Source organism: Paenibacillus sp. FSL R5-192, assembly GCF_000517845.1.
Taxonomy (GTDB): domain Bacteria; phylum Bacillota; class Bacilli; order Paenibacillales; family Paenibacillaceae; genus Paenibacillus; species Paenibacillus amylolyticus.
On the sequence record NZ_ASPR01000024.1, the window covers coordinates 18,261 to 40,345 of the forward strand.

20 protein-coding genes are annotated in these 22,085 nt (G+C 46.8%); 8 read left to right on the top strand and 12 right to left on the bottom strand.

Annotated elements, in window-relative coordinates:
• Positions 1 to 33: 33 nt before the first annotated feature.
• Entirely contained in the window at positions 34 to 1,932 is a 1,899-nt protein-coding gene (locus C161_RS18725; protein ID WP_036671970.1) for a beta-glucoside-specific PTS transporter subunit IIABC, read from the bottom strand.
• Between the two features lie 361 nt (positions 1,933 to 2,293).
• Here C161_RS18725 and C161_RS18730 point away from each other — a divergent pair, with 361 nt between their 5' ends.
• Positions 2,294 to 3,214 (top strand): LysR family transcriptional regulator, encoded by a 921-nt coding sequence (locus C161_RS18730; protein ID WP_036672034.1) that lies wholly within the window; start codon positions 2,294 to 2,296, stop codon positions 3,212 to 3,214.
• Between the two features lie 234 nt (positions 3,215 to 3,448).
• Here the strand turns inward: C161_RS18730 and C161_RS18735 are convergent, their stop codons facing one another.
• From C161_RS18735 to C161_RS18750, 4 genes are all read right to left on the bottom strand, one after another.
• On the bottom strand, positions 3,449 to 3,634 hold the full coding sequence (locus tag C161_RS18735; RefSeq protein ID WP_017687767.1) for a hypothetical protein: 186 nt from the start codon (positions 3,632 to 3,634) through the stop codon (positions 3,449 to 3,451).
• A gap of 91 nt (positions 3,635 to 3,725) precedes the next feature.
• Positions 3,726 to 4,547, bottom strand: a complete 822-nt coding sequence (locus C161_RS18740) for a carbon-nitrogen family hydrolase (RefSeq protein ID WP_036671971.1) — start codon at positions 4,545 to 4,547, stop codon at positions 3,726 to 3,728.
• Positions 4,548 to 4,620: 73 nt separating this feature from the next.
• Entirely contained in the window at positions 4,621 to 6,243 is a 1,623-nt protein-coding gene (locus C161_RS18745) for an ABC transporter substrate-binding protein (protein WP_051449811.1), read from the bottom strand.
• A 201-nt stretch (positions 6,244 to 6,444) separates the two neighbouring features.
• A complete protein-coding gene (locus tag C161_RS18750; protein WP_036671972.1) occupies positions 6,445 to 7,440 on the bottom strand; it encodes an ABC transporter substrate-binding protein in 996 nt (331 codons plus the stop codon).
• 260 nt (positions 7,441 to 7,700) lie between these two features.
• On the opposite strand from C161_RS18750, the gene C161_RS18755 reads away from it, so the two are divergent.
• From C161_RS18755 to C161_RS18785, 7 genes are all read left to right on the top strand, one after another.
• Entirely contained in the window at positions 7,701 to 8,909 is a 1,209-nt protein-coding gene (locus C161_RS18755; RefSeq protein ID WP_036671973.1) for a pyridoxal phosphate-dependent aminotransferase, read from the top strand.
• 361 nt (positions 8,910 to 9,270) lie between these two features.
• Positions 9,271 to 10,374 (top strand): glutamate 5-kinase, encoded by a 1,104-nt coding sequence (gene proB, locus C161_RS18760; RefSeq protein WP_036671974.1) that lies wholly within the window; start codon positions 9,271 to 9,273, stop codon positions 10,372 to 10,374.
• A 58-nt stretch (positions 10,375 to 10,432) separates the two neighbouring features.
• Positions 10,433 to 11,680, top strand: coding sequence for a glutamate-5-semialdehyde dehydrogenase (locus C161_RS18765; protein ID WP_036671975.1), 1,248 nt, complete (start codon positions 10,433 to 10,435; stop codon positions 11,678 to 11,680).
• Positions 11,681 to 11,717: 37 nt separating this feature from the next.
• Positions 11,718 to 12,578 carry a pyrroline-5-carboxylate reductase gene (gene proC, locus C161_RS18770; protein ID WP_036671976.1) on the top strand — a complete coding sequence of 287 codons (861 nt, stop codon included), beginning with the start codon at positions 11,718 to 11,720 and terminating at the stop codon, positions 12,576 to 12,578.
• Positions 12,575 to 13,798 carry a 2,3-diketo-5-methylthiopentyl-1-phosphate enolase gene (locus tag C161_RS18775; RefSeq protein WP_036671977.1) on the top strand — a complete coding sequence of 408 codons (1,224 nt, stop codon included), beginning with the start codon at positions 12,575 to 12,577 and terminating at the stop codon, positions 13,796 to 13,798. Before proC ends, C161_RS18775 begins: the two co-directional genes overlap by 4 nt.
• Positions 13,795 to 14,472 carry a 2-hydroxy-3-keto-5-methylthiopentenyl-1-phosphate phosphatase gene (locus C161_RS18780; protein ID WP_036671978.1) on the top strand — a complete coding sequence of 226 codons (678 nt, stop codon included), beginning with the start codon at positions 13,795 to 13,797 and terminating at the stop codon, positions 14,470 to 14,472. The genes C161_RS18775 and C161_RS18780 overlap by 4 nt, the downstream gene beginning before the upstream one ends.
• 3 nt (positions 14,473 to 14,475) lie before the next feature.
• Positions 14,476 to 15,129, top strand: a complete 654-nt coding sequence (locus C161_RS18785; RefSeq protein ID WP_036607600.1) for a methylthioribulose 1-phosphate dehydratase — start codon at positions 14,476 to 14,478, stop codon at positions 15,127 to 15,129.
• Positions 15,130 to 15,279: 150 nt separating this feature from the next.
• On the opposite strand, the gene C161_RS18790 is transcribed toward C161_RS18785, so the two are convergent.
• The 7 genes from C161_RS18790 to C161_RS18820 form a co-directional block, all read right to left on the bottom strand.
• Positions 15,280 to 16,581: a hypothetical protein gene (locus tag C161_RS18790; protein WP_036671980.1), complete on the bottom strand. Its 1,302-nt coding sequence runs from the start codon at positions 16,579 to 16,581 to the stop codon at positions 15,280 to 15,282.
• A gap of 28 nt (positions 16,582 to 16,609) precedes the next feature.
• Entirely contained in the window at positions 16,610 to 17,062 is a 453-nt protein-coding gene (locus tag C161_RS18795) for a hypothetical protein (protein ID WP_036671982.1), read from the bottom strand.
• Positions 17,055 to 17,555, bottom strand: coding sequence for an RNA polymerase sigma factor (locus tag C161_RS18800; RefSeq protein WP_235193861.1), 501 nt, complete (start codon positions 17,553 to 17,555; stop codon positions 17,055 to 17,057). Before C161_RS18800 ends, C161_RS18795 begins: the two co-directional genes overlap by 8 nt.
• 248 nt (positions 17,556 to 17,803) lie before the next feature.
• Complete coding sequence (locus tag C161_RS18805) at positions 17,804 to 18,508, bottom strand: DnaD domain-containing protein (protein WP_084650363.1); 705 nt, start codon at positions 18,506 to 18,508, stop codon at positions 17,804 to 17,806.
• A 20-nt stretch (positions 18,509 to 18,528) separates the two neighbouring features.
• Positions 18,529 to 19,824, bottom strand: a complete 1,296-nt coding sequence (gene asnS, locus C161_RS18810) for an asparagine--tRNA ligase (protein ID WP_017687752.1) — start codon at positions 19,822 to 19,824, stop codon at positions 18,529 to 18,531.
• 101 nt (positions 19,825 to 19,925) lie between these two features.
• A complete protein-coding gene (locus C161_RS18815) occupies positions 19,926 to 21,131 on the bottom strand; it encodes an acetate/propionate family kinase (protein ID WP_036671987.1) in 1,206 nt (401 codons plus the stop codon).
• The gene (locus tag C161_RS18820) at positions 21,128 to 22,000 is read right to left on the bottom strand and encodes a 3-hydroxyacyl-CoA dehydrogenase family protein (RefSeq protein WP_017687750.1); all 873 of its coding nucleotides are present in this window, start codon (positions 21,998 to 22,000) and stop codon (positions 21,128 to 21,130) included. Before C161_RS18820 ends, C161_RS18815 begins: the two co-directional genes overlap by 4 nt.
• Positions 22,001 to 22,085: the final 85 nt, after the last annotated feature.

Genomic DNA, 22,085 nt, shown 5'->3' on the forward strand with positions numbered 1-22,085 from the left:
AGGCTACCTGCCTTTCATTCATATTTCAGCGGGTTATAATACCGTAATTAATGGTTTCCCCGGTCCTGTTGTCGCCGCAGATTCATTGCCCAGCACCTCCAGATAATCCGATGAATTGGTCACAATTACAGGGGTCGTGGTGTCATAACCTGCGGCTTGTATAGCTTCAAGATCAAATTCAATCAGGAGCTGACCATGAGAGATCTGTTCTCCTTCGTTCACTTTTACATCAAAATGCTGGCCTTTCAGTTTCACCGTATCCAATCCGACATGAATCAGAAGTTCTACACCTTCTACCGATCTCAGACCGATGGAATGTTTAGTGCGGAACACCGTCTCAACGGTACCATCAAACGGGGCAAACACCTTGCCAACACTTGGCTGAATGGCCATACCTTGTCCCATGGCTTCTTGCGAGAAGGCCTCGTCCTTCACCTCTCTTAATGGCAGAACTTTACCTTCCAATGGAGCAAAAACGATCTTTTTCAATTTGATCCCTTTGGATGGCTGGATTTCAGATTCGCCTCTCGCTTTGTTTGTAGGACTGCCTGCTATCGACACTGCTGTTGGAACAACATCCTGAAATCCAATGACATATACAGCGACAAACGCGACAATGGCAGAGATCAGCATGGTAATGATCGCATAGATAATATTCATATGATCTTCACTGATAAACATAGGCATAGATGCAATCCCCGGACCCACGGCAGCATATGCCTTGAGATTCACAATACCTGCGAACAACCCAGCGACTCCGGCGCCGATCATGCAGGCAAACAGCGTTTTCTTGAGCCTTAAATGTACACCGTACAGAGCAGGTTCCGTGATACCGAATACACCTGAAATTCCTGCAGACAAAGCGACTTGTTTCAGCTTGATGTCTTTGGTTTTGAATGACACCGCCAGTGCGCCTGCTCCCTGCGCCATATTGGATGCCAGCATCGCGACCAGCACCAGTGTTTCATATCCAGGTGAAGCCAAGGCTGCGAAAATAATGGGATAAAATACTTTATGCATACCGAACATGACAATCAGAGGCATCAGTATAGCCATAATGACAACGGTCAACCATCCAATCTTATCCTGAATCCAATAGATCAGGTTGGACATTCCCGTTCCGAGATACATCCCCAGAGGTCCAAGTACAATCAGGGCAACTGGAGCAACAATGAGAATAACAATCAAAGGTTTAAGGAAAATTTTGACTGGTCCTGGTGAGATCTTGTCCGCGAACTTTTCAATGTAAGACATGAACCAGACCGTTAAAATAATCGGTACCACGGATGTCGCATATTGAACGGATGCAACAGGTATGCCAATAAAGGACACCGGATCTTCACCGCCAAGTAGACCAATCATATTCGGGTGTAACATGATTCCACCAAACAGAACGGCAACAAAGGGGTTCGTTTTAAATCTATTTGCACTGGAATAGGCCAGTAGAATCGGAAGAAAGTAAAAGGCAGCATCAGACATGACACTCAAAACGGTGTATGTCTGGCTCTCTTTAGACATCAGGCCGGTCACGGTCGCCAGTAGCAAAAGTGCCTTAAGCATGCCCGAGGCAGCAATGGCTGGGATAATAGGTTGGAAAATGCCTGCAATGACACTGGCAAAAGTATTAAACAGTCCTTTGGGGCTATAATCCGCTTTTTGTTTCTCCTGAATTTCGTTTGATTGCCGAGTATCCATCATCTTGGCAAGTTCATTGTAGACGTACGCGACGTCATTACCGATAATAACCTGATATTGTCCGCCGCTATTCACTGCGCCAATAACACCATCAAGGCTCTTAATTTCTTGGGTCTTCGCCATATCCGGATTCTTCAGGGTAAGTCTGAGCCTGGTAGAGCAATGAATTAACGTGTTGATATTATCATTGCCACCGACCAGCTCCATAATCGATTGGGCTAATTGTTTGTAATTCATGGTGCACCTCCGTTTCTTGATGGGAACAAAAAAAGACCTAAAAAGGGTAGGAAAAGAGAAACTCTTCCCACCCAATCTAGGTCTTGCCTGCCGAACAGTAACACGCCATCGTTGGATGAATGTTATTCAATTATATGAACGAAAAAGAATATGAACATTTGAAATGGTTCTGTGCTAACACTTGAAACTGGTACACATGAAAACGTTGATTTTGTTTTACCCGGGTAAGTGGTTCTTATTAAGCGTTTTCAAAATTAGTATAGCAACTCTTCTGATGGAGTGCAAGCGGTTAAGCGAAATTAATGATTTCTTCATCTGTAATGATATAATGGTGGCATAACGAAAGGAATGACCGATGACGATGGAATTCAGACAACTTCAATATACGCTGCAAATTGCGGCCGAACGCAATTTCTCCCGGGCAGCAGAGAAGCTGCATATTGCTCAACCTTCATTAAGCCAGCAATTATCCAAATTGGAAAAAGAATTGGGAGTGCTACTGTTTCAGCGTAATACCAGTACCGTGGAGTTAACCCATGCGGGTGTTACGTTTGTCGAGCAAGCCCAGAAGATCGTAGATGCTGTGGAGCTATTGCGTCAGGAAATGTCCGACATCTCCCAGCTTCGCAAAGGTAAAGTCGTTGTGGGCAGCATGCCGATCACGGGATCACACCTGCTCCCACACGTGCTTCCTGCGTTTCAACAAGCTTATCCCGAGATTGAGGTTACCTTATTGGAAGACTCCGGGCTTACGCTTGAGAAATTGACAGCAAGCGGCAAAGCAGATCTCAGTCTGTTATCTCTTCCTTTACAAGAGCCAAGTCTCGCCTATGTTGCCATTGGAGAGGAAAAGATTGATCTGGCAGTTCCCCCGAATCACCCTTTGGCACGCAGGGCAGATCCGGAACATCCGCTTCCTGTGCGAATTGAAGAGCTTCGGGATGAACCGTTTGTTGTATTGAAAAAAGGACAGGGTTTCCGCAAACTTACATTTGATCTCTGTGAGCAGGCTGGTTTTGATCCCAAAGTTGTGTTTGAAAGCACCAATATTGAAACTGTTCAGTCGCTGGTCGCCACAGGTATGGGTATTACCCTGGTTCCACGCTTTATTGCCCGTGCGCCGCGCAGTGAGTTCGTGCCAGTGTATGTGCCACTTGCTGAGCCTACTCCTAGCAGAACACTTGTTGTGGCTTATCGTCAAGGAAGAGTGCTGTCGAAGGCAGCCGAAGCATTCATCCATACGTTTCAACAAACCGTGGCCGAACTGTCAAAGGGAGACTAAAAAATTTCTCCTATGGGTATGGGTACATTTCATACTGAAACAAAACAAAGGCTTGACCCTTATGGGCCAAGCCTTTGTCATATACTCGTTTCCCGCATCCGCAGGATAGAGTTCTTACATTGCAATCACAGTAACTGGTTACAGTACAATGTTGCTTGTTAAGTTGTTTAACTACAATGCTAATTTATAATGTTAACGTAGAAACGTACATAAGAAAACTTCATGTCTGGCGGTTTATTTACGCAAATTACGATCGCTTGTCAGCCTGTTTTGCTGATTCATTACACGGCCTTCGTCCTGAACAGTTGAATCAGGGGGTGATAGCCCTCCTGCTCCATTCTCTAAGAATGCCCTTAAGTGATCTTCCCTTGTGTTATCCTGTTCCAGTCTCCTGAGCGTATCTTTCACATGGTTGTCCATTGATTGATCATCCTCCTTGGTGACGGGATAGTTATCATTACCCGCGTCCTGGAAGAATAAACACTTTTTCTGAAGAATTTTATTTCAGTTTTTATTTTCCGCTAAAATAAACGCCAGGTCGACGGTCTTCAAATACAGGAATACGTCCGCGAACCTCATCTACCAGAGATGGACGAATAATTCCGGTCACGATCTCTTCCCCTTCGCCACCTTCAGCCACAATCTCACCCCAAGGATCAATGATGAGGGAATGTCCGAAAAATTCGGTCTCTCCCCCTTTACCTACACGGTTACAGGCGATCACATACATCTGATTCTCAATCGCTCGTGCGGTAAGCAACGTACGCCAGTGGTGCAGACGAGGTTTCGGCCATTCGGCGGGTACAATCAATGCCTTGGCACCATTCAAAGCAAGGGTGCGGGCAAGCTCCGGGAACCGGATGTCATAACAGATCGAAGCACCCGCTGTAAGACCGTTCTGCAATTCAAAAATTTCAGGTTCCGCACCAGGCTGTAAATATTTCTCCTCGTCCATCAGACGGAACAAATGTAATTTATCGTATCGTGTTACCTGTTTTCCTTCACGATCATAAGCGTACATTGTATTGTATATTTGACCATCCCGTTTCTCGGCAATTGAACCGCCAACGATGGAAATTTGATGTTTTTGAGCAAAAGCAGACAGCCATTCCCGAGATTTCTGGCCTTCCGGGTCAGCGAGTTCATGAATTTGAGTCAAAGCGTATCCGGTATTCCACATCTCAGGTAACACAGCCAGCCCCAGATCCGGATATTGTTCTACCGCACGCTCAAGCAACGTCTGCATATGTTTATGATTGGCCTCAGGGTCTCCGAGCTGAATATCGCCCTGAATCAGGGCTACACGCATTTCTCCCTGTTGTTTTTCTGTCATGACAAGCACTCCTCTGAACCGTAATACCTGCTATCATAGCTTGATCCTCCTGAGGACTGCAAGCCTGTTTTTGTTATGAACTTGCACACAACAACTCAGGGAGCAGGGTCAACAATCGATCACTCGTGAGTGCATCACCCACATTCCATGTTGACTCCTCCACAGGATATACCCGTCCATTCTGCACAGCCGGAAGGGCCTGCCAACTGGGACTTTTCATCAGCATCTCTGTAGCCTGTCTTGCCACAACTTCCTCAGGCAGCATAACAAACACATGATCTCCCGCGTACTGACGTACCGCTTCAGCCGAAATTTCCTTATAGGCTCTGCCTGCCGCAAGTGCTTCCTTCACTTTGGTAACTGGACTGAATCCCATTGGATGATATAACATAGGCGCCAGACCGATATTGCCCATAACAAATAATCGTGCACCCCGATGGTATGTAAATACGGATGCCGTTTCCCCCTCTTCAATTACAGTATGGATCTTCGCCCACATCTGCTCAGTACGCTCCGCATAGGAGGTTAGCCATTGTTCAGCCTGCGGTTGTCTGCCAAACCAGCTGCCCAATCTGCGCATTCGTTCTTCCAACGTGGCATGTGAATTGTAAGCAAGCGTCGGTGCAATCCGGTAAAGTTGTTCATACTGTTGTTCATTACTGCTATCAAAAATAATCAAGTCCGGCTTCATGATAACAGCGGCTTCCACATTAACTGGGGCGACCGCGTCATATGTCCGATCTTCCAGCAACTGAATGCCCAGCATCAACAGATCCCCAGCAGAATCTCCATAATACATAATTCGCTCTGGGTTAACTGGAATATTCACATCATGACCCAACCAATCTTGTACTAACGTCTGCTGCTGAATCGATCTGTCATATTGACGAGGAGATAATCCGGTCATTTGGCGAAAACGCCTGCTGAAATAATACTCATCCTTAAACCCCACGCGACTCGCTATATCCCGAAGTGGTTCATCTGATTTGCGAAGCCAGTCCTTGGCATGTTTAATGCGTACATGATTCACATAATCAAGCGGCTTGTGACCCGTGAGTTGTCTGAAAAGGGTCGTATATTGTACAGGTCTGATCTCCGCAAGACGTGCCAGTTTCTGTACAGTGATTTCTTCAGCATAATGGTCGTCCACATACTGAATCGTACTGTGTAGTCTTGTCTCCATACTCTGTTCCGTCTTTGGAGAAGTGTATCGGGTAATGATCATCTCCATCCATTTTTGGAACTGTGCATTCAAATGACTGTATTCGGCATCTGTTTTATAATTCCGAATGACATACATTTGCTCCAGCAGCCCACTTAACGGAGCATAGGGATAACCATTCAATTGGTTTCTGTGCTCAAATACAGCGCGGGTAAAGAGTTCGGGATCACCCGTCAACACATGAATAACATCAAAAGCCATTATGATATATTTTAATTCCGAGTTATTACGATGTTCAATCTGGTACCCCTCTCCCGGAGAAAGCGGATAAACACATCCCGTAGTAAACGGAAACTGTTCATGTCCAATATATAAACGCCCATCCCCTTCTTCACAGATCAGGAAGGCATGTTTCTCGCAAGCAACTTCCAGCATCACCTGTTCAGGTGGTTCAATTCGTCGTACCAGATGATCCAGCCGAAACATGAATGCTGAAAAGAACAACGCTCCCCCATCGGCATCCAAAGCCTGCATGTCGGTTCACCTCGTTTTTCTGAAATGAGAATAATTATCAATCATTCTGTATGGTCTGATTATAAGCGAGCGATGGTCAATAATCCAGATATGAGTTTAATCAGCAAAAAAGAGCGTTCAACGAAATGTTGAAGGCCCCTTTCACTTTTTTATAACTGCATTACTCAAAGGTGTTACTGGTGCCTTATTGGCTCGTCACCATTATTGAATCATCTGTTTTGGCAGCTCTTGTAACAGCCACTCTCTGGAAAGAGCATCACTAGAAGCTTTTACGATATTAAAACGATATACTTTCCCTTCTTTCACCGCAGGCAGGTTCTTCCAGATTGTACTATCCAGCAATTCCTTGGTGGATTGTTTTGCATCGTCGGTCACAGGATCCAAAATAAATATCCGATCACCGGCAAATTCAGATAATTTTTCAGTCGAAATCTCTACAAATCCCATGTCTTCATCCAATACTTTCTGGATTTCCGCGGTTGGCTTCAGCCCGTCTTTTCCGTATAACAACTGTGGTAATCCTGCACCCGCCATGACAAACAGACGATTCCCGGGATACATGGTGAATACCGAAGCGGTCTCCCCTTCTTTTAATCCGTTCTCATGCAGTTGCGTCCACATCTCTTCCGTCGCTTTTTGATGAGCCGTAATCCAATCCTCCGCTTCTTGCTTCTTATTCAACAAATCGCCAAGGATACGCATGCGATCTTCTATTAAACCAAATGAATCAAATGTAACTGTGGGTGCAACCTTTGCGATCTGATCATATTGAGCCTCGTCACTGTTGGAGAAAATGATCAGATCGGGATTCAGGTCTAACGCCTTTTCCACACTGATCGGAAATCCTACATCTTCTGCCTGAGCAACCTGATCATCAAATACGGTTCCCTCTTGACGAAGTATGCCGACAGGAACAACACCAAGCGCGAGCAGATCCCCTGTAACTTCTCCATGATAGATAACTCGCTTCGGATTTACAGGAATCTCAACTTGATGGCCAGTCCAGTCTTTGAATATCCGGGTCTCGCCCTCGTTCGTCTCTTCCGTTGCAGTTTGGGTCTCTGTCGTTTCTGTGGCTGCTTTGGAATCATCTGCGCCAGCAGCAGGTGTTGCAGTTTGATTTCCACAAGCCAGTAGCAGAATGGATAACCATGTGATCGTTAATAATACTCCCGTATTTCGTATGCCTTTTTTCATTTCTATTTCTCCCCCTGTATCAAGTGCGTTGTGCTAGAAATTAATGATATTGATTATCATTATCGGATATTATCATAAAACATGGCTTCTCTCAGCTCAATGGACAAAACTAAATGAGCACTTTCAGTTTTGTACAATACTCCGCTCTTTGCTCCTATGTACTGTATATTCAAGTGCATTTCCCTCTATACAGCTCGGGATTTGCGTGATAAATTAATGAGAACTATTTGCCATTATTAATAACCGGAGTGATGAATATAATGACCCAATCAGACCATACATCTGCTCGTTCAGCTTTTAAGATACCGACTTCTGATGTGATGACACAGCTTCCAACGCAATTTTTTGCTACCCTTGTTCAAAATGTAAATCGTGAAATCGCAAGTGGACATGACGTGATTAATCTGGGTCAGGGGAACCCGGATACACCTACACCACCTCATATTGTGAAAACACTGCAAGAGTCGGCTGAGAATCCCCTCTACCACAAATACTCCCCTTTTAGAGGGCACTCTTTCCTGAAGGAAGCTGTCGCCAAACGTTATAAGGAAGATTACAACGTTGATCTGAACCCCGAGACTGAAGTAGCCATTCTGTTCGGAGGCAAAACCGGATTGGTTCAGTTACCTCAGGTCCTGCTTAACCCCGGGGACACCGTTCTCGTTCCAGATCCTGGCTACCCGGATTACTGGTCTGGTGTTGCACTCGCCAAAGCAAACATGTCATTTATGCCTTTGCTTGAGTCCAATGCATTCCTGCCGGATTACGAAGCTGTTACAGCCGAAGTTCGGGAGAAAGCCAAGCTGATGTTCCTGAACTATCCCAACAATCCAACGTCGGCAACGGCACCCCTTTCGTTCTACGAAGATACGGTTGAATTTGCCATTCAAAATCAAATCGTCATTGCCAGCGACTTTGCTTACGGTGCGATTGGATTTGACGGACATCGTCCCGTAAGTTTCCTACAAGCCCCTGGTGCCAAAGAAGTAGGCATTGAGTTCTATACGTTATCCAAAACCTACAATATGGCTGGATGGCGTGTTGGATTCGCGCTTGGCAATGCAGAGATTGTCTCTAAAATCAATCTGCTTCAGGATCATATCTATGTCAGTCTCTTCGGTGGAATTCAGGCTGCGGCAACGGAAGCACTTACTGGCTCTCAGGAATGTGTTACTTCGCTCGTTTCACGTTACGAATCCCGTCGCAATACGTTTTATGACGCTCTTTCCTCGATTGGCTGGCAAGCGTCGAAACCGGCAGGTTCATTCTTCAGCTGGTTGCCTGTACCAGCCGGTTATACCTCCGCTTCATTTGCAGACTTGTTACTGCGAGAAGCCAAGGTAGCCGTAGCCCCAGGTATTGGTTTTGGTTCGCATGGCGAAGGCTATGTGCGCGCGGGACTGTTAAGTGATGAAAACCGATTACGCGAAGCTGCCCAGCGGATTGGTAAGCTGAATTTATTCAAGTAATTTACAGGACGATAACCCCTTTGCATATGCCAAGTTTCCATGGTATGTTATAAGAAATATTGAACGAAACGTGATGACGGGACCAGTAAGAGAATATCAGTCGCGCCCAGAGAGTAAATTCCACCCTGCTGAAAGAATTTACCGCGGCTCTTCTCTGAAACCTACCCCTGAGCGGCCTGTTACGTGCAGGACAGTGCCTTCTGTTACAGGGCATGAAGCCGGATGATCTAATCATCAATAAAGGTGGTACCGCGGAAGTAACGAACTTTCGTCCTTTTTAACTAAAGGGCGGGAGTTTTTTTTGTACCCGCTAAAGCCTGCTCCAGAAGCACTTATTAATCATGTTTAAGGAAGTGAAACCATGACTTCACGTATTGTAGTTAAGATTGGAAGCAGCTCGCTTACAACGGAAGAAGGCGGTCTGGATCGCAGTTCGATCACTTTTTTTGCCGGAGAAATTGCAGCATTGGCTGATCAGGGCCATGAAGTACTTCTGGTCACCTCAGGAGCGGTAGCGGCCGGATTCCGGGAGATCGGTTACCCTCAGCGCCCCAAACTGCTGCATGAGAAACAGGCCGCAGCGGCCGTTGGTCAGGCATTACTGATGCAGGCATATCAACAGGCTTTTGCAGCGCACCGCGTTACTACGGCGCAAATTTTGTTAACTCGTACAGACTTTCACAGTCGTAAACGCATGGGTAACGCAGGTATGACCGTAGAAGAGTTGCTTAAACAGCGAGTGATTCCGATTTTTAATGAGAATGATACGGTGTCGGTAGACGAATTGAAGTTTGGTGATAACGATCTGTTGTCCGCATTGGTTGCAAACCTGGTGAAGGCTCAGCATCTGATCATTCTTACCGATACCAACGGCCTGTACACCGCAGATCCGCGCAAAGATCCATCTGCCGTGCGTTACGACCGTATCCCCGAGATCACGGCGGAGATCTATGCTTTTGCCGGTGGTTCAGGTTCAACGGTTGGCACAGGCGGAATGCGATCCAAAGTTGATGCAGCCAAGGTTGCTACACGTGGAGGCGTACCGGTATTTGTGGGAAGTGTGAAAGAACCCGGAGATATGCAGAAGGCAGTTGATGGCACGGGTAAAGGAACTTACTTTGAGACACGACTCGCTTCGCTATCCCGTAAAAAGCAGTGGCTTGGCTTCATGTCTACTCCGCTGGGAACCGTCGTTGTGGATGATGGTGCTGAAGAAGCACTTGTCCATGGGGGCCACAGCCTTTTACCTGTAGGAGTCAAGCGGGTACTGGGAACGTTTCATGCAGGAGACGTTGTAGAGGTCATCGGAATGGATGAAACCTTGCTTGGTCGCGGTATTGTCAATTATGATGATGACCAGCTTCGACTTATTGCCGGACTTCCCAGTGGCGAAGTGATGAAACAACTTGCAAGCATCCATAGACTTGAGGTTATTCATAGAGACGAATGGATTACGTTAAAATAAACAAGAAGCTATATAGTGGTTGGAATAATCAACTTTATATATATGAGGAGGAATTACGATGAGTGAAGTCAGAGAAAAAGCCAGCAAAGCCCAAGCCGCGGTTCCACAGCTGAACCGATTGAATACAGAACAGAAAAATACGGCCCTGCGTGTCATGGCAGATGCTTTGATTAAGGAGACGGATTCCATCATTACGGCAAACGCCGAAGATCTGGCACGAGGCAGAGAACAAGGCACGCCAGAATCCATGCTGGATCGTCTCGCACTTAATCCAGAGCGGATCGCAGGCATTGCTGAAGGGTTACGTCAGATTGCAGATCTGCCTGATCCAGTCGGCGAAGTGTTAGAGACATTTACCCGTCCAAACGGATTACATGTTGAAAAATTAAGAGTGCCGATTGGCCTGATTGGCATCATCTACGAAGCTCGTCCTAATGTAACTGTAGACGCAGCCGGATTATGTCTCAAAACAGGTAATGCAGTGCTTCTGCGCGGCGGTTCCTCTGCCCTGTCCTCCAATCGTAAAATTGTGGAGGTGCTGCATCAGGCACTCACAACGACAGACATGCCTGCTGATGCTTTGCAACTGGTTGAGGATGCGGATCGTGCTTCCGTGGATGAAATGCTCAAGTTGAACGGACTGCTGGACGTCATCATTCCACGCGGCGGGGCTTCTCTCATTCGTAATGTGGTTGCCAATGCAACAGTACCTGTTATTGAAACCGGGGCAGGCATCTGTCATACCTATGTAGATGAATCAGCCGATCCAGTTATGGCAGCCGAAATTGCCATCAATGCCAAGGCACAACGTCCATCCGTATGTAACTCCATGGAAACGTTGCTGCTGCATGCCGCATACGCGGAAGAGCATCTGCCTGCTCTTGCCGAGCAATTCCGTGAGGCCAATGTGGTCTTGAAAGGTTGCGACACGGTGCGCCGTCTTGTTCCTTCTGCCCTTGAGGCAACCGAGGAAGACTATGCGACCGAGTACAACGACTATATTTTAAATATCCGGGTGGTCGAGAACCTGGACGAAGCGATGCAGCACATCGCACATTACGGAACCAAACATTCCGAGTGTATCGTAACCCGGGATACAGCCCATGCAGAGCGCTTTATGCATGATGTGGATGCAGCAGCCGTCTATCACAATGCGTCCACGCGTTTCACTGACGGATTTGAATTTGGCTATGGAGCCGAAATCGGAATCAGTACCCAGAAACTGCATGCACGTGGACCGATGGGACTGCCAGCACTGACGTCAACCAAATATCGTATTACAGGCAATGGACAGATCCGTCAATAATATCCCACCCACCAGTTATATAGGAGGAACGATAAATATGAGTCAAGAGCAACAGACGTTACTACAACAGAAGATTACTTTCCACGGAGCAGGCGCGATGGCTGAAGCCATCGTGCGCGGACTGATCTCCCGCCTAGTCGTTCGTCCTCAGGATATTACGATGCTGAACCGCAGCAACCAGAAACGTCAGGAGGAGCTCAGCACCCGTTATGCTGTACATACCGGAACTGCCTCGCAATCCTTGGATCACCTTGCCTCCACTCCGGTCATTGTACTCTGTATGAAACCCAAAGATGCTGCCGCAGCGCTGCGCGAGCTTGGTCCGCTGTTATCACCTGATCAACTGATCGTATCTGTCATTGCCGGATTATCAATCCGCACGATGCAGTCCTTGCTTGGTCGTAAACAACCGATCGCGAGAACCATGCCGAACACATCCAGTACCATTGGACTCGGTGCAACCGGGCTTGCCTTCTCTGCGGAGATTACGGATGAGCAGCGCAGTACGGTGATGACCATGTTTGAAGCGGTTGGTATCGTGACCATCGTGCCTGAAGATAAACTCGAAGTGCTCACAGGGATTTCCGGAAGCGGCCCTGCTTATGTATACTATTTAATGGAGGCCATGATTGCCGCAGGTATTCGTGGTGGCTTATCCAGCCAGCAATCTCGTGATCTCACTGTTCAGACGGTGCTGGGGGCGTCACGTATGGTACAACAAACCGGTTTGGAACCGATGAAGCTTCGTAGTGATGTGACATCCCCGGGAGGGGCAACCCAGGCAGCACTGAAGACACTGGACGAAGGAGATTTCTTTGAAAATGTAATCGCAGCCGTCAACCGCTGTGCAGAGCGCTCACGGGAGATGGGAGCTGCTTTGGAAGGGGATTTAAAATGAATAACATGTGCACAGCCACATATCGTCTGCATGATGACCATGCAGACTTTCGCAAGAAGGCTCAGTCCATCGCGATTGGCATGACCGTTGGTAGCTGGACGGAGTTGCCGCAAGCCCAGCGTGAAGCGATGCAGAAACATCTGGGTGAAGTAATGAGCGTAGAAGTCCATGAAGCTGAAGGAATAGCTGCGGGTGAGCGTTACGCCGATATTACCATCGGATATCCTGATGTTAACTTCAGCCGTGATATCCCTGCCCTGCTCGTGACGGTCTTTGGCAAAATCTCAATGGATGGCCGGATCAAATTAACAAAGCTTGGTTTCTCGGATGGCTTCCTGAGTGCATTCCCGGGACCCAAGTTTGGACTGAATGGTGTTCGTGATCTGCTTGGTGTGCATGATCGTCCACTGTTAATGAGTATTTTTAAGTCAGTTATCGGACTGGATGCAGATGAACTGCGTGAACAATTTATTCGTCAGGCTCTTGGTGGCGTTGATTTGATCAAGGACGATGAGATTCTGTTCGAAAATAAATTGACACCTATCGAAAAAAGAGTCGAGGTCTGCATGAAAGCTGCCGAACAGGCACGCCAGGAGACCGGCAAGAAACTTCTGTATGCAACCAATCTTACAGGACCTACATCTCGTCTGAAGCAACAAGCTGAACGTGCTATTGGTGCAGGAGCAAATGCCTTGTTGTTCAACGTATTGTCCTACGGGTATGATGTGCTGCATGAACTCAGCAGTGATCCAGATATCAATGTGCCAATTATGGCTCACCCTGCTCTTGCAGGAGCACTGTATCCTTCACCACATTATGGCATGTCGGCTTCGGTTGTACTTGGTCAGTTGATGCGTCTTGCGGGTGCCGATCTGGTGCTCTTCCCTTCTCCTTATGGTTCGGTTACGATGCCGAAGGAAGAAAATATGGCGATCACGGAGCAATTACTGACAGCCGATCTGCCAGTACGAACCAGTATGCCAGTGCCTTCAGCCGGTATCCATCCAGGCCTTGTACCGCTCATTTTGCGCGATTTTGGTACAGATGTCATCGCTAACGCTGGTGGCGGTATTCATGGACATCCTATGGGCACTGAGGCAGGCGGACGTGCATTCCTGCAAGCCATTGAGGCAGCTCAGCGTTCCATTCCTCTCGCGCAATATGCAACCGAGCATCCGGAGCTGAAAAGCGCATTGGACCTGTGGGGTGGCGAACGATGAGAAGTGATAAAAAAACAGTCATTTTCTGTGACTTTGACGGTACGATTACGCTCTCGGACAACATCGTAGCGATCATGAAACATTTCAAACCTGAGGGCATTGAAGCGATTATGAAAGATACGATTGAGCAGAACATCTCGCTGCGTGAAGGCGTTGGAGCCATGTTTGCTCTTCTGCCTGCATCCCAGAAAGATGAAATTGTGGAATTTGTGCTTGGACAAGCGGGGATCCGTGAAGGATTCAGCGAGTTTCTTGACTACGTTCGCAGCGAAGGGATCGAATTCAATGTGACCAGCGGTGGCATGGACTTTTTCATTGAACCGTTACTCGCACCATTTCATATCCCGCAGGATCATGTCTATTGCAACGGAGCTGACTTCTCGGGTGAAACCATTAAGATTGAATGGCCGAATCCCTGCCAGCCTCCTTGTGAGAATGGCTGCGGCATGTGCAAAACAACAGTCATTCGTACCTTCCCGGAAGAACAATACAATCGAATCCTCATTGGAGACAGTCTGACGGATTTTGAAGGTGCCAAAATTGCCGATCTCGTCTACTCCCGCTCCATTTTAACGGACAAATGTATTGAGCTGGGTGTGGACCATGTGCCATTCGCTACCTTTTACGATATCATCGAAGATATGAAACAGAAGCAAACACAAGGAGTGCTGTAAACGATGGGCTTTGAAAAGATTACATTGGAACACAAACGTCAGGTCCTTGAAGAACTGGCTGATATTAAAGCGTTGTTTGCCAGTCGTAACTGGTTCCCTGGAACAAGCGGCAATCTGTCGATGCGTGTAGGAGACTTTGACCCGGAGCAATTTTATTTTGCGGTTACCGCCTCAGGCAAAGACAAATCCCTTCGCACACCGGAAGACTTTCTTTTTGTGGACAAACACGGCAAAGCGATTGAGACAACCACGTTGAAACCAAGTGCCGAAACATTGATTCATTGCGAAATCTATCGTTTGACTGGTTGTGGTGCTGTATTCCACGTGCATACCGTGTTTAACAACCTGATCAGTGAATTCTTTGGAGCAGATGGACACGTACCGATTCAAGGAATCGAATTGATCAAGGCTTTCAACATTTGGGAAGAAAATGCGGAGATTCGTGTACCCGTTCTGCCTAACTTTGCGGATATTCCATCTATCGCTGAATTGGTGCCAGGTGTACTTGATGCCAACGTACCAGGAATTTTGCTGCGTAACCACGGCATATATGCGTGGGGCAAGGATGCTTTTGAAGCGAAACGTCATCTGGAAGCGTTCGAATTCTTGTTCGAAGTGATGTACCGTCAACTTCTGCTGAAGGGTGCTACGAAATAGCAATCATTTATTCTAAATCAAAGCTGGATAACAAAAAACACGCCAAGGCTGATATACATAGGCCACGGCGTGTTTTTTTGTTGTTGGATAAAAGAGATTAGAAGGTTGCTCTGTCATCGTAGTGTCAGTGTAAATAATCTTTAGGTCACTCTACAGTCGATCATCCCGATCCTTGAATAAAAAGAGACTGTCTGCTCCCTCATCATTTCGTTGAGCAGCACTTTGGATACCCGTCCCCCGTTGCTTGCCAAACAGCAGTTTCAAACCGCCAAAAATGAGCAGCAAGGATACGATGACGGTGTTTAAATAGGAACGTATCTCATACGTCATAAATGCATTAGGGAAGAGCTCATTCAGCTGTGGAATGACAAGACGGATCGTCAGGTAATATAGACCCAGCGCGGCGATCCCGAATCCAATCAGACGCTGATGGCGGGCCCAGTCCTTGAAGATTGGTTGATCAACCAATGGTTCGCGTCCATAACGACTGGAGCACTGGAGCCCGTCAAAGAAGCTGTAGAACCAGATCAACGGGATCATGAACAGAAACACCGATAAGTGAAGCAGGTCCAGAACATAGATGCTGCCCAAGAACAGGAACATCAATTGCATGCCTCTTTTTTGCAATCCCAGATATAGATGACCTGCACCTGGAAAAGCAGATAGCAGCGTTGCAAGCACTTTGCTACGTCGTCCGGCTACTCTGCCCATCTCCAATTCCTCAAATAATGTCCGATCCTGCAACATCTCACCAGCCTGCTTACGGTGGACGTGCTGCACCGCATCAAACATGCAGTATACCCATATTACAGGCAGTATGAGTAGAAACATTAAAAATACGGATTCATTGGTGATCGAAGCTACAAAAACCATCATGGCAAATGAACCAAAGAACGCCATCAAGAACGACAAACCGCGATGCAACAATCCCAGATGAAGGTGGCCCAATCCCGGAACAAATGAGAGCAAAATGGTGAAGAACCGTTCACCCTCACTGCCTTTTCGATACATGGGTTGACCATAGGGGCCCTCAGGATGGCCATATTCACCACCTGGATGTTGATGCAGCTCATCTTCATTCATCTGCTCCATAGGCCCTTGCTGACCCATGTATGCTCCCTGGTAGGCTGCCCCTTGGTGTGGAGGCGCTCCATAAGCCGCACCGTATCCCCTATAATGTGCTTCTCGGGCAGAAGGTGTACGGAGCAGAACAATAACCATATCCAGCATGCTGATCCCCCAGAAGAAAGCAGCAAAAAGTGCACCGAAAATCAATAAATCTTGTTCATTAGTGACCATGGCTAACATGAATGAACCAACAGCTGTTCCGAAGAAAAGCAATGGATAGATCACAGCCCTTGCAGCCCGTCCCCAATACATGAAACCGAGACCTGGTATCAGGTTTAATAGAAATGCGAGTAATTTGTTACGATCTGAGTGCACAGTCGTCATCCTTTCTTTTCAGGCAATGCGAAACTATTTATGGTTTAGGCTTGAGGTTATCCAGCCATGAAGTGGCTGCCTCCGTCCATTTCTCGGTAAATGACCCTCTGTGGTCGCCATCCTGGAACTTGTGATATGGTGCTACCTTGTCAAAAAGTCCAGACGAGAGGAAGATCAATGTCAAACAGGCTGCTACCGCGTAATGGAACACTTTATGATCAAGCCAGCGCCGGTTTCGCCCAGCACGGGATTTGCGTTGTACCTTGGGTGATTGAATGCCCTCAATCCGATGCATGACTGAATCCGCAAACCCTGTTGGGTCATGTAGCGGAGGCAGTTCTCCATGGATACCAAGCGCTTCCAGATAGATGTCCATCGCATCCGGATCTTCCATCAGAAGCTGTTCCATTTGGTTCGCTTGAGTTTCACTCATACGGCCTTCAATATAATCAGTCCATTGCGCAGCGGTATACTTCTCCTGTTTACTCACGCCATTCATCCTCCTTCCAATTTTTTCGAATCCACTGCCGGGCACGATACAAGCGGGATTCCACAGTCTTCACAGCCACCTGTGCATCACTGGCAATCTGCTCATAATTTTTTTCGCTTAGATAATACGCAGTGATAATGTCACGATGCTGAGCAGGCAACTGATTAATTCGTTCGCGAAGTTTATCCTGACGTTCTTCACGAACGAGACGGGTAAGAACGTCTTCATCCCGTCCGGGCATATTGATTATTTTTTCTTCTCCACCCAGATCCTCAGCAGTTCGTCTGCCCAGCTTGCGTTTGGCATCAATCGCTTTGTGAAAGGCAATTCGGGTTAACCACGTTTTGAAACCTTCAGAACGGTAGTCGGGGAGAGACTTATACATCTGTATGAACGCCTCCTGAGCTGCATCCTGTGCTTCCTGATCGTTCCTGAGTACGGAATAGGCCACATGGTATACATGTTGGCTATATTTATCAATCAGAGTACGCATCTGGGATGTATCTCCTTGACGGATTTGTTCGATTACGCGCGCTTCATCAATAACTCTCCCCTCCTCTCCAATACAATAGACGACAGCTTGTGCGTTAACCCCTGCGTGATCTATCAAATTTTTGTAAAACAAAATGAAATCATTGCCTGAAAGGTTGATGTTACTGATCACTCATCCAATCTTTAATCCAAAAAGAAACAGGCACAGAATGACTTCTGGCCTGTTTCTTGTCCCTGCCTACGCTGGAATTAACGTCCACCATTACGAAACCGCTGCGTGTACGCCTTCGCGTCTTGAACGGTCTTGACACGATTGCGACTCCACTCAAGCAGTATTCGATCGATATACCGGAAATGTACTTTGCCTGCAAAAACCGCTTCCTTCAGAGCCATTAGAATCAATTCCTCTTGATAACGGTCCTGATCCAACCAGCCGGATATCGTCTCGCACTCCATTGGAGAGAGCGGACGTCCAAATTCTTTTTCAAAGATGGAGAACATGTTCCGTTCTTCCTCTTCTTTTTGAACACTGTTCGAATCTTGACGTGCTGAATTGCTACTCTGCTGCTCCGCACGGAATGCGGCTACTTCTTCAGCAGTGCACTTTGCAAGCTTGGCATATAATCCATGTAAATCATATCGCTCGTACTGGATGTCCCGTTCTTCGTCACGGTGCTCGTCAATAGCAATATACCCATCCCTCATCAGACGTTGCAACATTCTGGCAATGCCTTCAGGTGCAAGTCCCATGCGCGCCGCAAGCTCTTCAAGCGTGGGAAACTCATTGAACTCTGCCTGACGGAACCCTAGCAGTTGAATCAGAAGAAGCACTTCTGCATCTGATAGGCCAAGCTGGTGATAAAAACGTAACAAGGCATACGGCAGATGGGCTGTACCCGAAGTCATGCCATAAGCTGCTCCATCCAACCAAGCTTTGGATGTGGTGTCTTCCATAGACGCTCCTCGGTTAAGCATTAAGGGTACAGACGATAGAGCATACGTGGAAATGCGATTGTTTCACGTACATGATCCAATCCACAGATCCATGCTACCGTCCGCTCCAATCCCAGACCGAAACCGGAGTGAGGAACCGATCCGTATTTACGTAAATCCAGATACCATTGGTAAGCTTCATCCGAGAGATTGTGCTCCTCAAAACGTTGTTGCATCAATTCCGGATCATCGATACGCTGCGAACCGCCAATAATCTCTCCGTAGCCTTCTGGTGCAATCATATCAGCACAGAGAACAACTTCTGGGCGATTCGGATCTGGTTTCATATAGAAAGCCTTGATTCCAGCAGGGTAATGCGTGATAAAGACAGGTGTATTGTACTTCTCAGCAATAGCTGTTTCGTGTGGTGCACCAAAGTCTTCTCCCCAAGGAATATCAAAGCCTTGTCCATGCAGGAATTCAATCGCTTCATCATACGTAATACGCGGGAATGGAGCTACGATGCCTTCGAGTTTGGATACGTCACGACCGATAGATTCCAGTTCTGCACGGCAGTTTTTCACCACGGATTGAACGACATGAGCGATAAATTTCTCTTGTACGCGCAGACTTTCCTCGTGATCTACAAATGCCATTTCCGGCTCAATCATCCAGAACTCAATCAAGTGACGACGTGTTTTGGACTTCTCTGCGCGGAATGTTGGACCAAAGGAATATACTTTGCCCAGAGCCATGGCTGCGGCTTCCATATACAATTGACCACTTTGTGTCAGATAAGCATCTTCATCAAAGTATTTGATGTGGAACAGGTTCGTTGTTCCTTCCGCAGACGATGGTGTCAAAATCGGAGGATCAACTTGTGTGAATCCGTTACCATCAAAGAACTGCTGAACAGCGCGAATAATCTCTGCACGAATCACCATAACAGCACGTTGCTTCGTAGAACGAAGCCACAGATGACGATGGTCCATCAAGAAATCAACACCATGCTCTTTAGGCGTAATTGGATAGTTTTCAGTCAGGTGAATGATCTCAACCCCTGTAACAGTCATCTCGTAACCGGACGCACTGCGAGGTTCTTCACGAATAATACCTGTAACATACAAAGAGCTTTCTTGTGTCAGGCTCTTGGCATTGTTCCAGATCTCTTCACTAACTTCACTTTTCACAACAACCCCTTGGATATATCCGGTTCCATCACGCAGCTGCAAAAACTGAATTTTACCGCTGGAACGTTTGTTGTTAATCCAGGCACCGATTGTTACGGTTTCGCCCACATGCTCGTTCACATTACGAATTACACAATTCGTATTCATGCCCATATCTCCCCTTGGTTCCTGAATTTGAAAATGCAGCGGGCAGGCTTATGCCTGTCCTCTGCACTTCCTTGTCATTCTATATTTACTTTACAGTTAGATTACTGAGAATTCAATACGATTCGGTGTGTATCACGTGCAATTACCAATTCTTCGTTTGTTGGCACAACGAGAACTTCCACTTTGGAGTTCGCTGTTGTAATCCGGCGTGGTTCGCCAGAACGAATGGCATTCAACGCTTCATCCAGTTCAACACCCAGATAAGTGAGTTGCTCACATACTTTTTGGCGAAGTACAACGGAGTTCTCACCTACACCAGCCGTAAAGACGATCACGTCTACACCGTTCATTGCAGCTGCATATGAGCCGATGTATTTACGCAGACGGTACTCGTACATTTCAAAAGCAAGCGTGGAGTTGGCATCGCCATTCTCCATACCTTCCGTAATCTCACGCATGTCACTGCTGATTCCGGAGATCGCAAGCAATCCACTGTGTTTGTTCAACATGGAGTTCACTTCGCTTACGCTCAGTTCTTCCTTGTTCATTACATAAGGTACGATGGCTGGGTCAAGGTCACCAGAACGCGTTCCCATCATCAGTCCTTCAAGCGGAGTCATACCCATCGAAGTATCCACGGATACGCCACCTTTAACTGCTGTTACACTACCGCCGTTACCGACGTGACAAGTGATAATTTTCAGATCTTCCACTGGACGATCCAGATATTCAGCAGCTGCCTTGCTTACGAAATCATGGGAAGTACCATGTGCGCCGTAGCGACGTACTTTATATTTTTTGTAAAGTACACGCGGAATAGCATACAGATATGCTTTTTCCGGCATCGTTTGATGGAACGCCGTATCGAAGACCATTACCTGTGGCACACCAGGCATATTTAATTCAGCCGCACGAATACCCATCATTGCTGCAGGGTTATGAAGTGGAGCCAAGTCGAACAAACGACGAATTTCAGCTTTGGCAGCATCATCTACCAATGCAGATTCTTTAAATGCTTCACCACCGTGAACAACACGGTGTCCAACAGCTTGAATTTCACTTACAGAATCCAGTACACCATTTTCTTTGTGAGTCAAAATATCAATGACTTTACGGATCGCTGTTGTATGCTCCAGAATCTCACTAACTTCTGTAACATCCTCACGGCCTGTCGGTTTGTGTGTCAGGATGGAGGAATCCATTCCGATCCGTTCTACCAAACCTTTAGCTAGTACAGATTCGTCAGTCATATTATACAGTTGATATTTGAGCGAGGAACTCCCCGCATTAATTACGAGTACTTTCACAGTCGGTCACCATCCTTGTCGTACTTGAAGAATCCTTCGCCTGTTTTGGCACCCAGGTGTCCTGCACGCACCATTTTCTTCAGGACTGTAGAAGGACGATATTTCAATTCTCCGAATTCACGGAACATTCTTTCGAGTGCAGCTTCAACAGAATCCAATCCGAAACGGTCAGCCATTTCGAGTGGTCCATGTTGGAAGTTGTATCCGATACGCATTGCATCATCGATATCTTCAGCAGATGCAACACCTTCTTGCAATACATGCAACGCTTCGTTAATCAGCAGGCAGATCAGACGGGAAGTTACGAATCCAGGGGATTCATAAATCATAACTCCTTTTTTGTCCGCTACTTCTTCAACAAAACGTCTGGTCTCTTCGAATGTTGTATCCGAAGTTTTCAGTCCACGAATAATCTCTACAAGATCAACCCGGGATACCGGGTGAATAAAGTGCATACCAATAACACGCTCTGGGTATTTGGTCGAGCTTGCAAGCTCGGTCAAACTCAGCGTGGATGTATTACTTGCCAGAATGACATTGCTTGGACAAACTTGGTCCAGTTGGCTGAATACTGCTTTTTTCGCATCCAGATCTTCTGAAATTGTCTCAATGACCATGTCGCAAGTTCCAAGTTCAGCTAAATGAGCTACCTTGGTAATGCGGGAAAGAATTAATTTCTTCTCCGCTTTTGTAATCGCCCATTTCTCTAGTTGTTTATCCAGATTGGTTTCGATCATGTCATATGCATGATCCAGCTTTTGTGTTGTATGCTCCACGAGAAGCACATCAAGTCCTTTGGCTGCGAGCATCTGGGAAATACCTTGCCCCATCGTACCGCCGCCGACAACTCCTATTTTTTTGAAAAACATGGTTCTGCTCCATCCTTTCGGTTCTCTATTTCTCTATTGTACCCTGTTCGCCGAAAATTACAAATTTCGACCCAACATATAATAA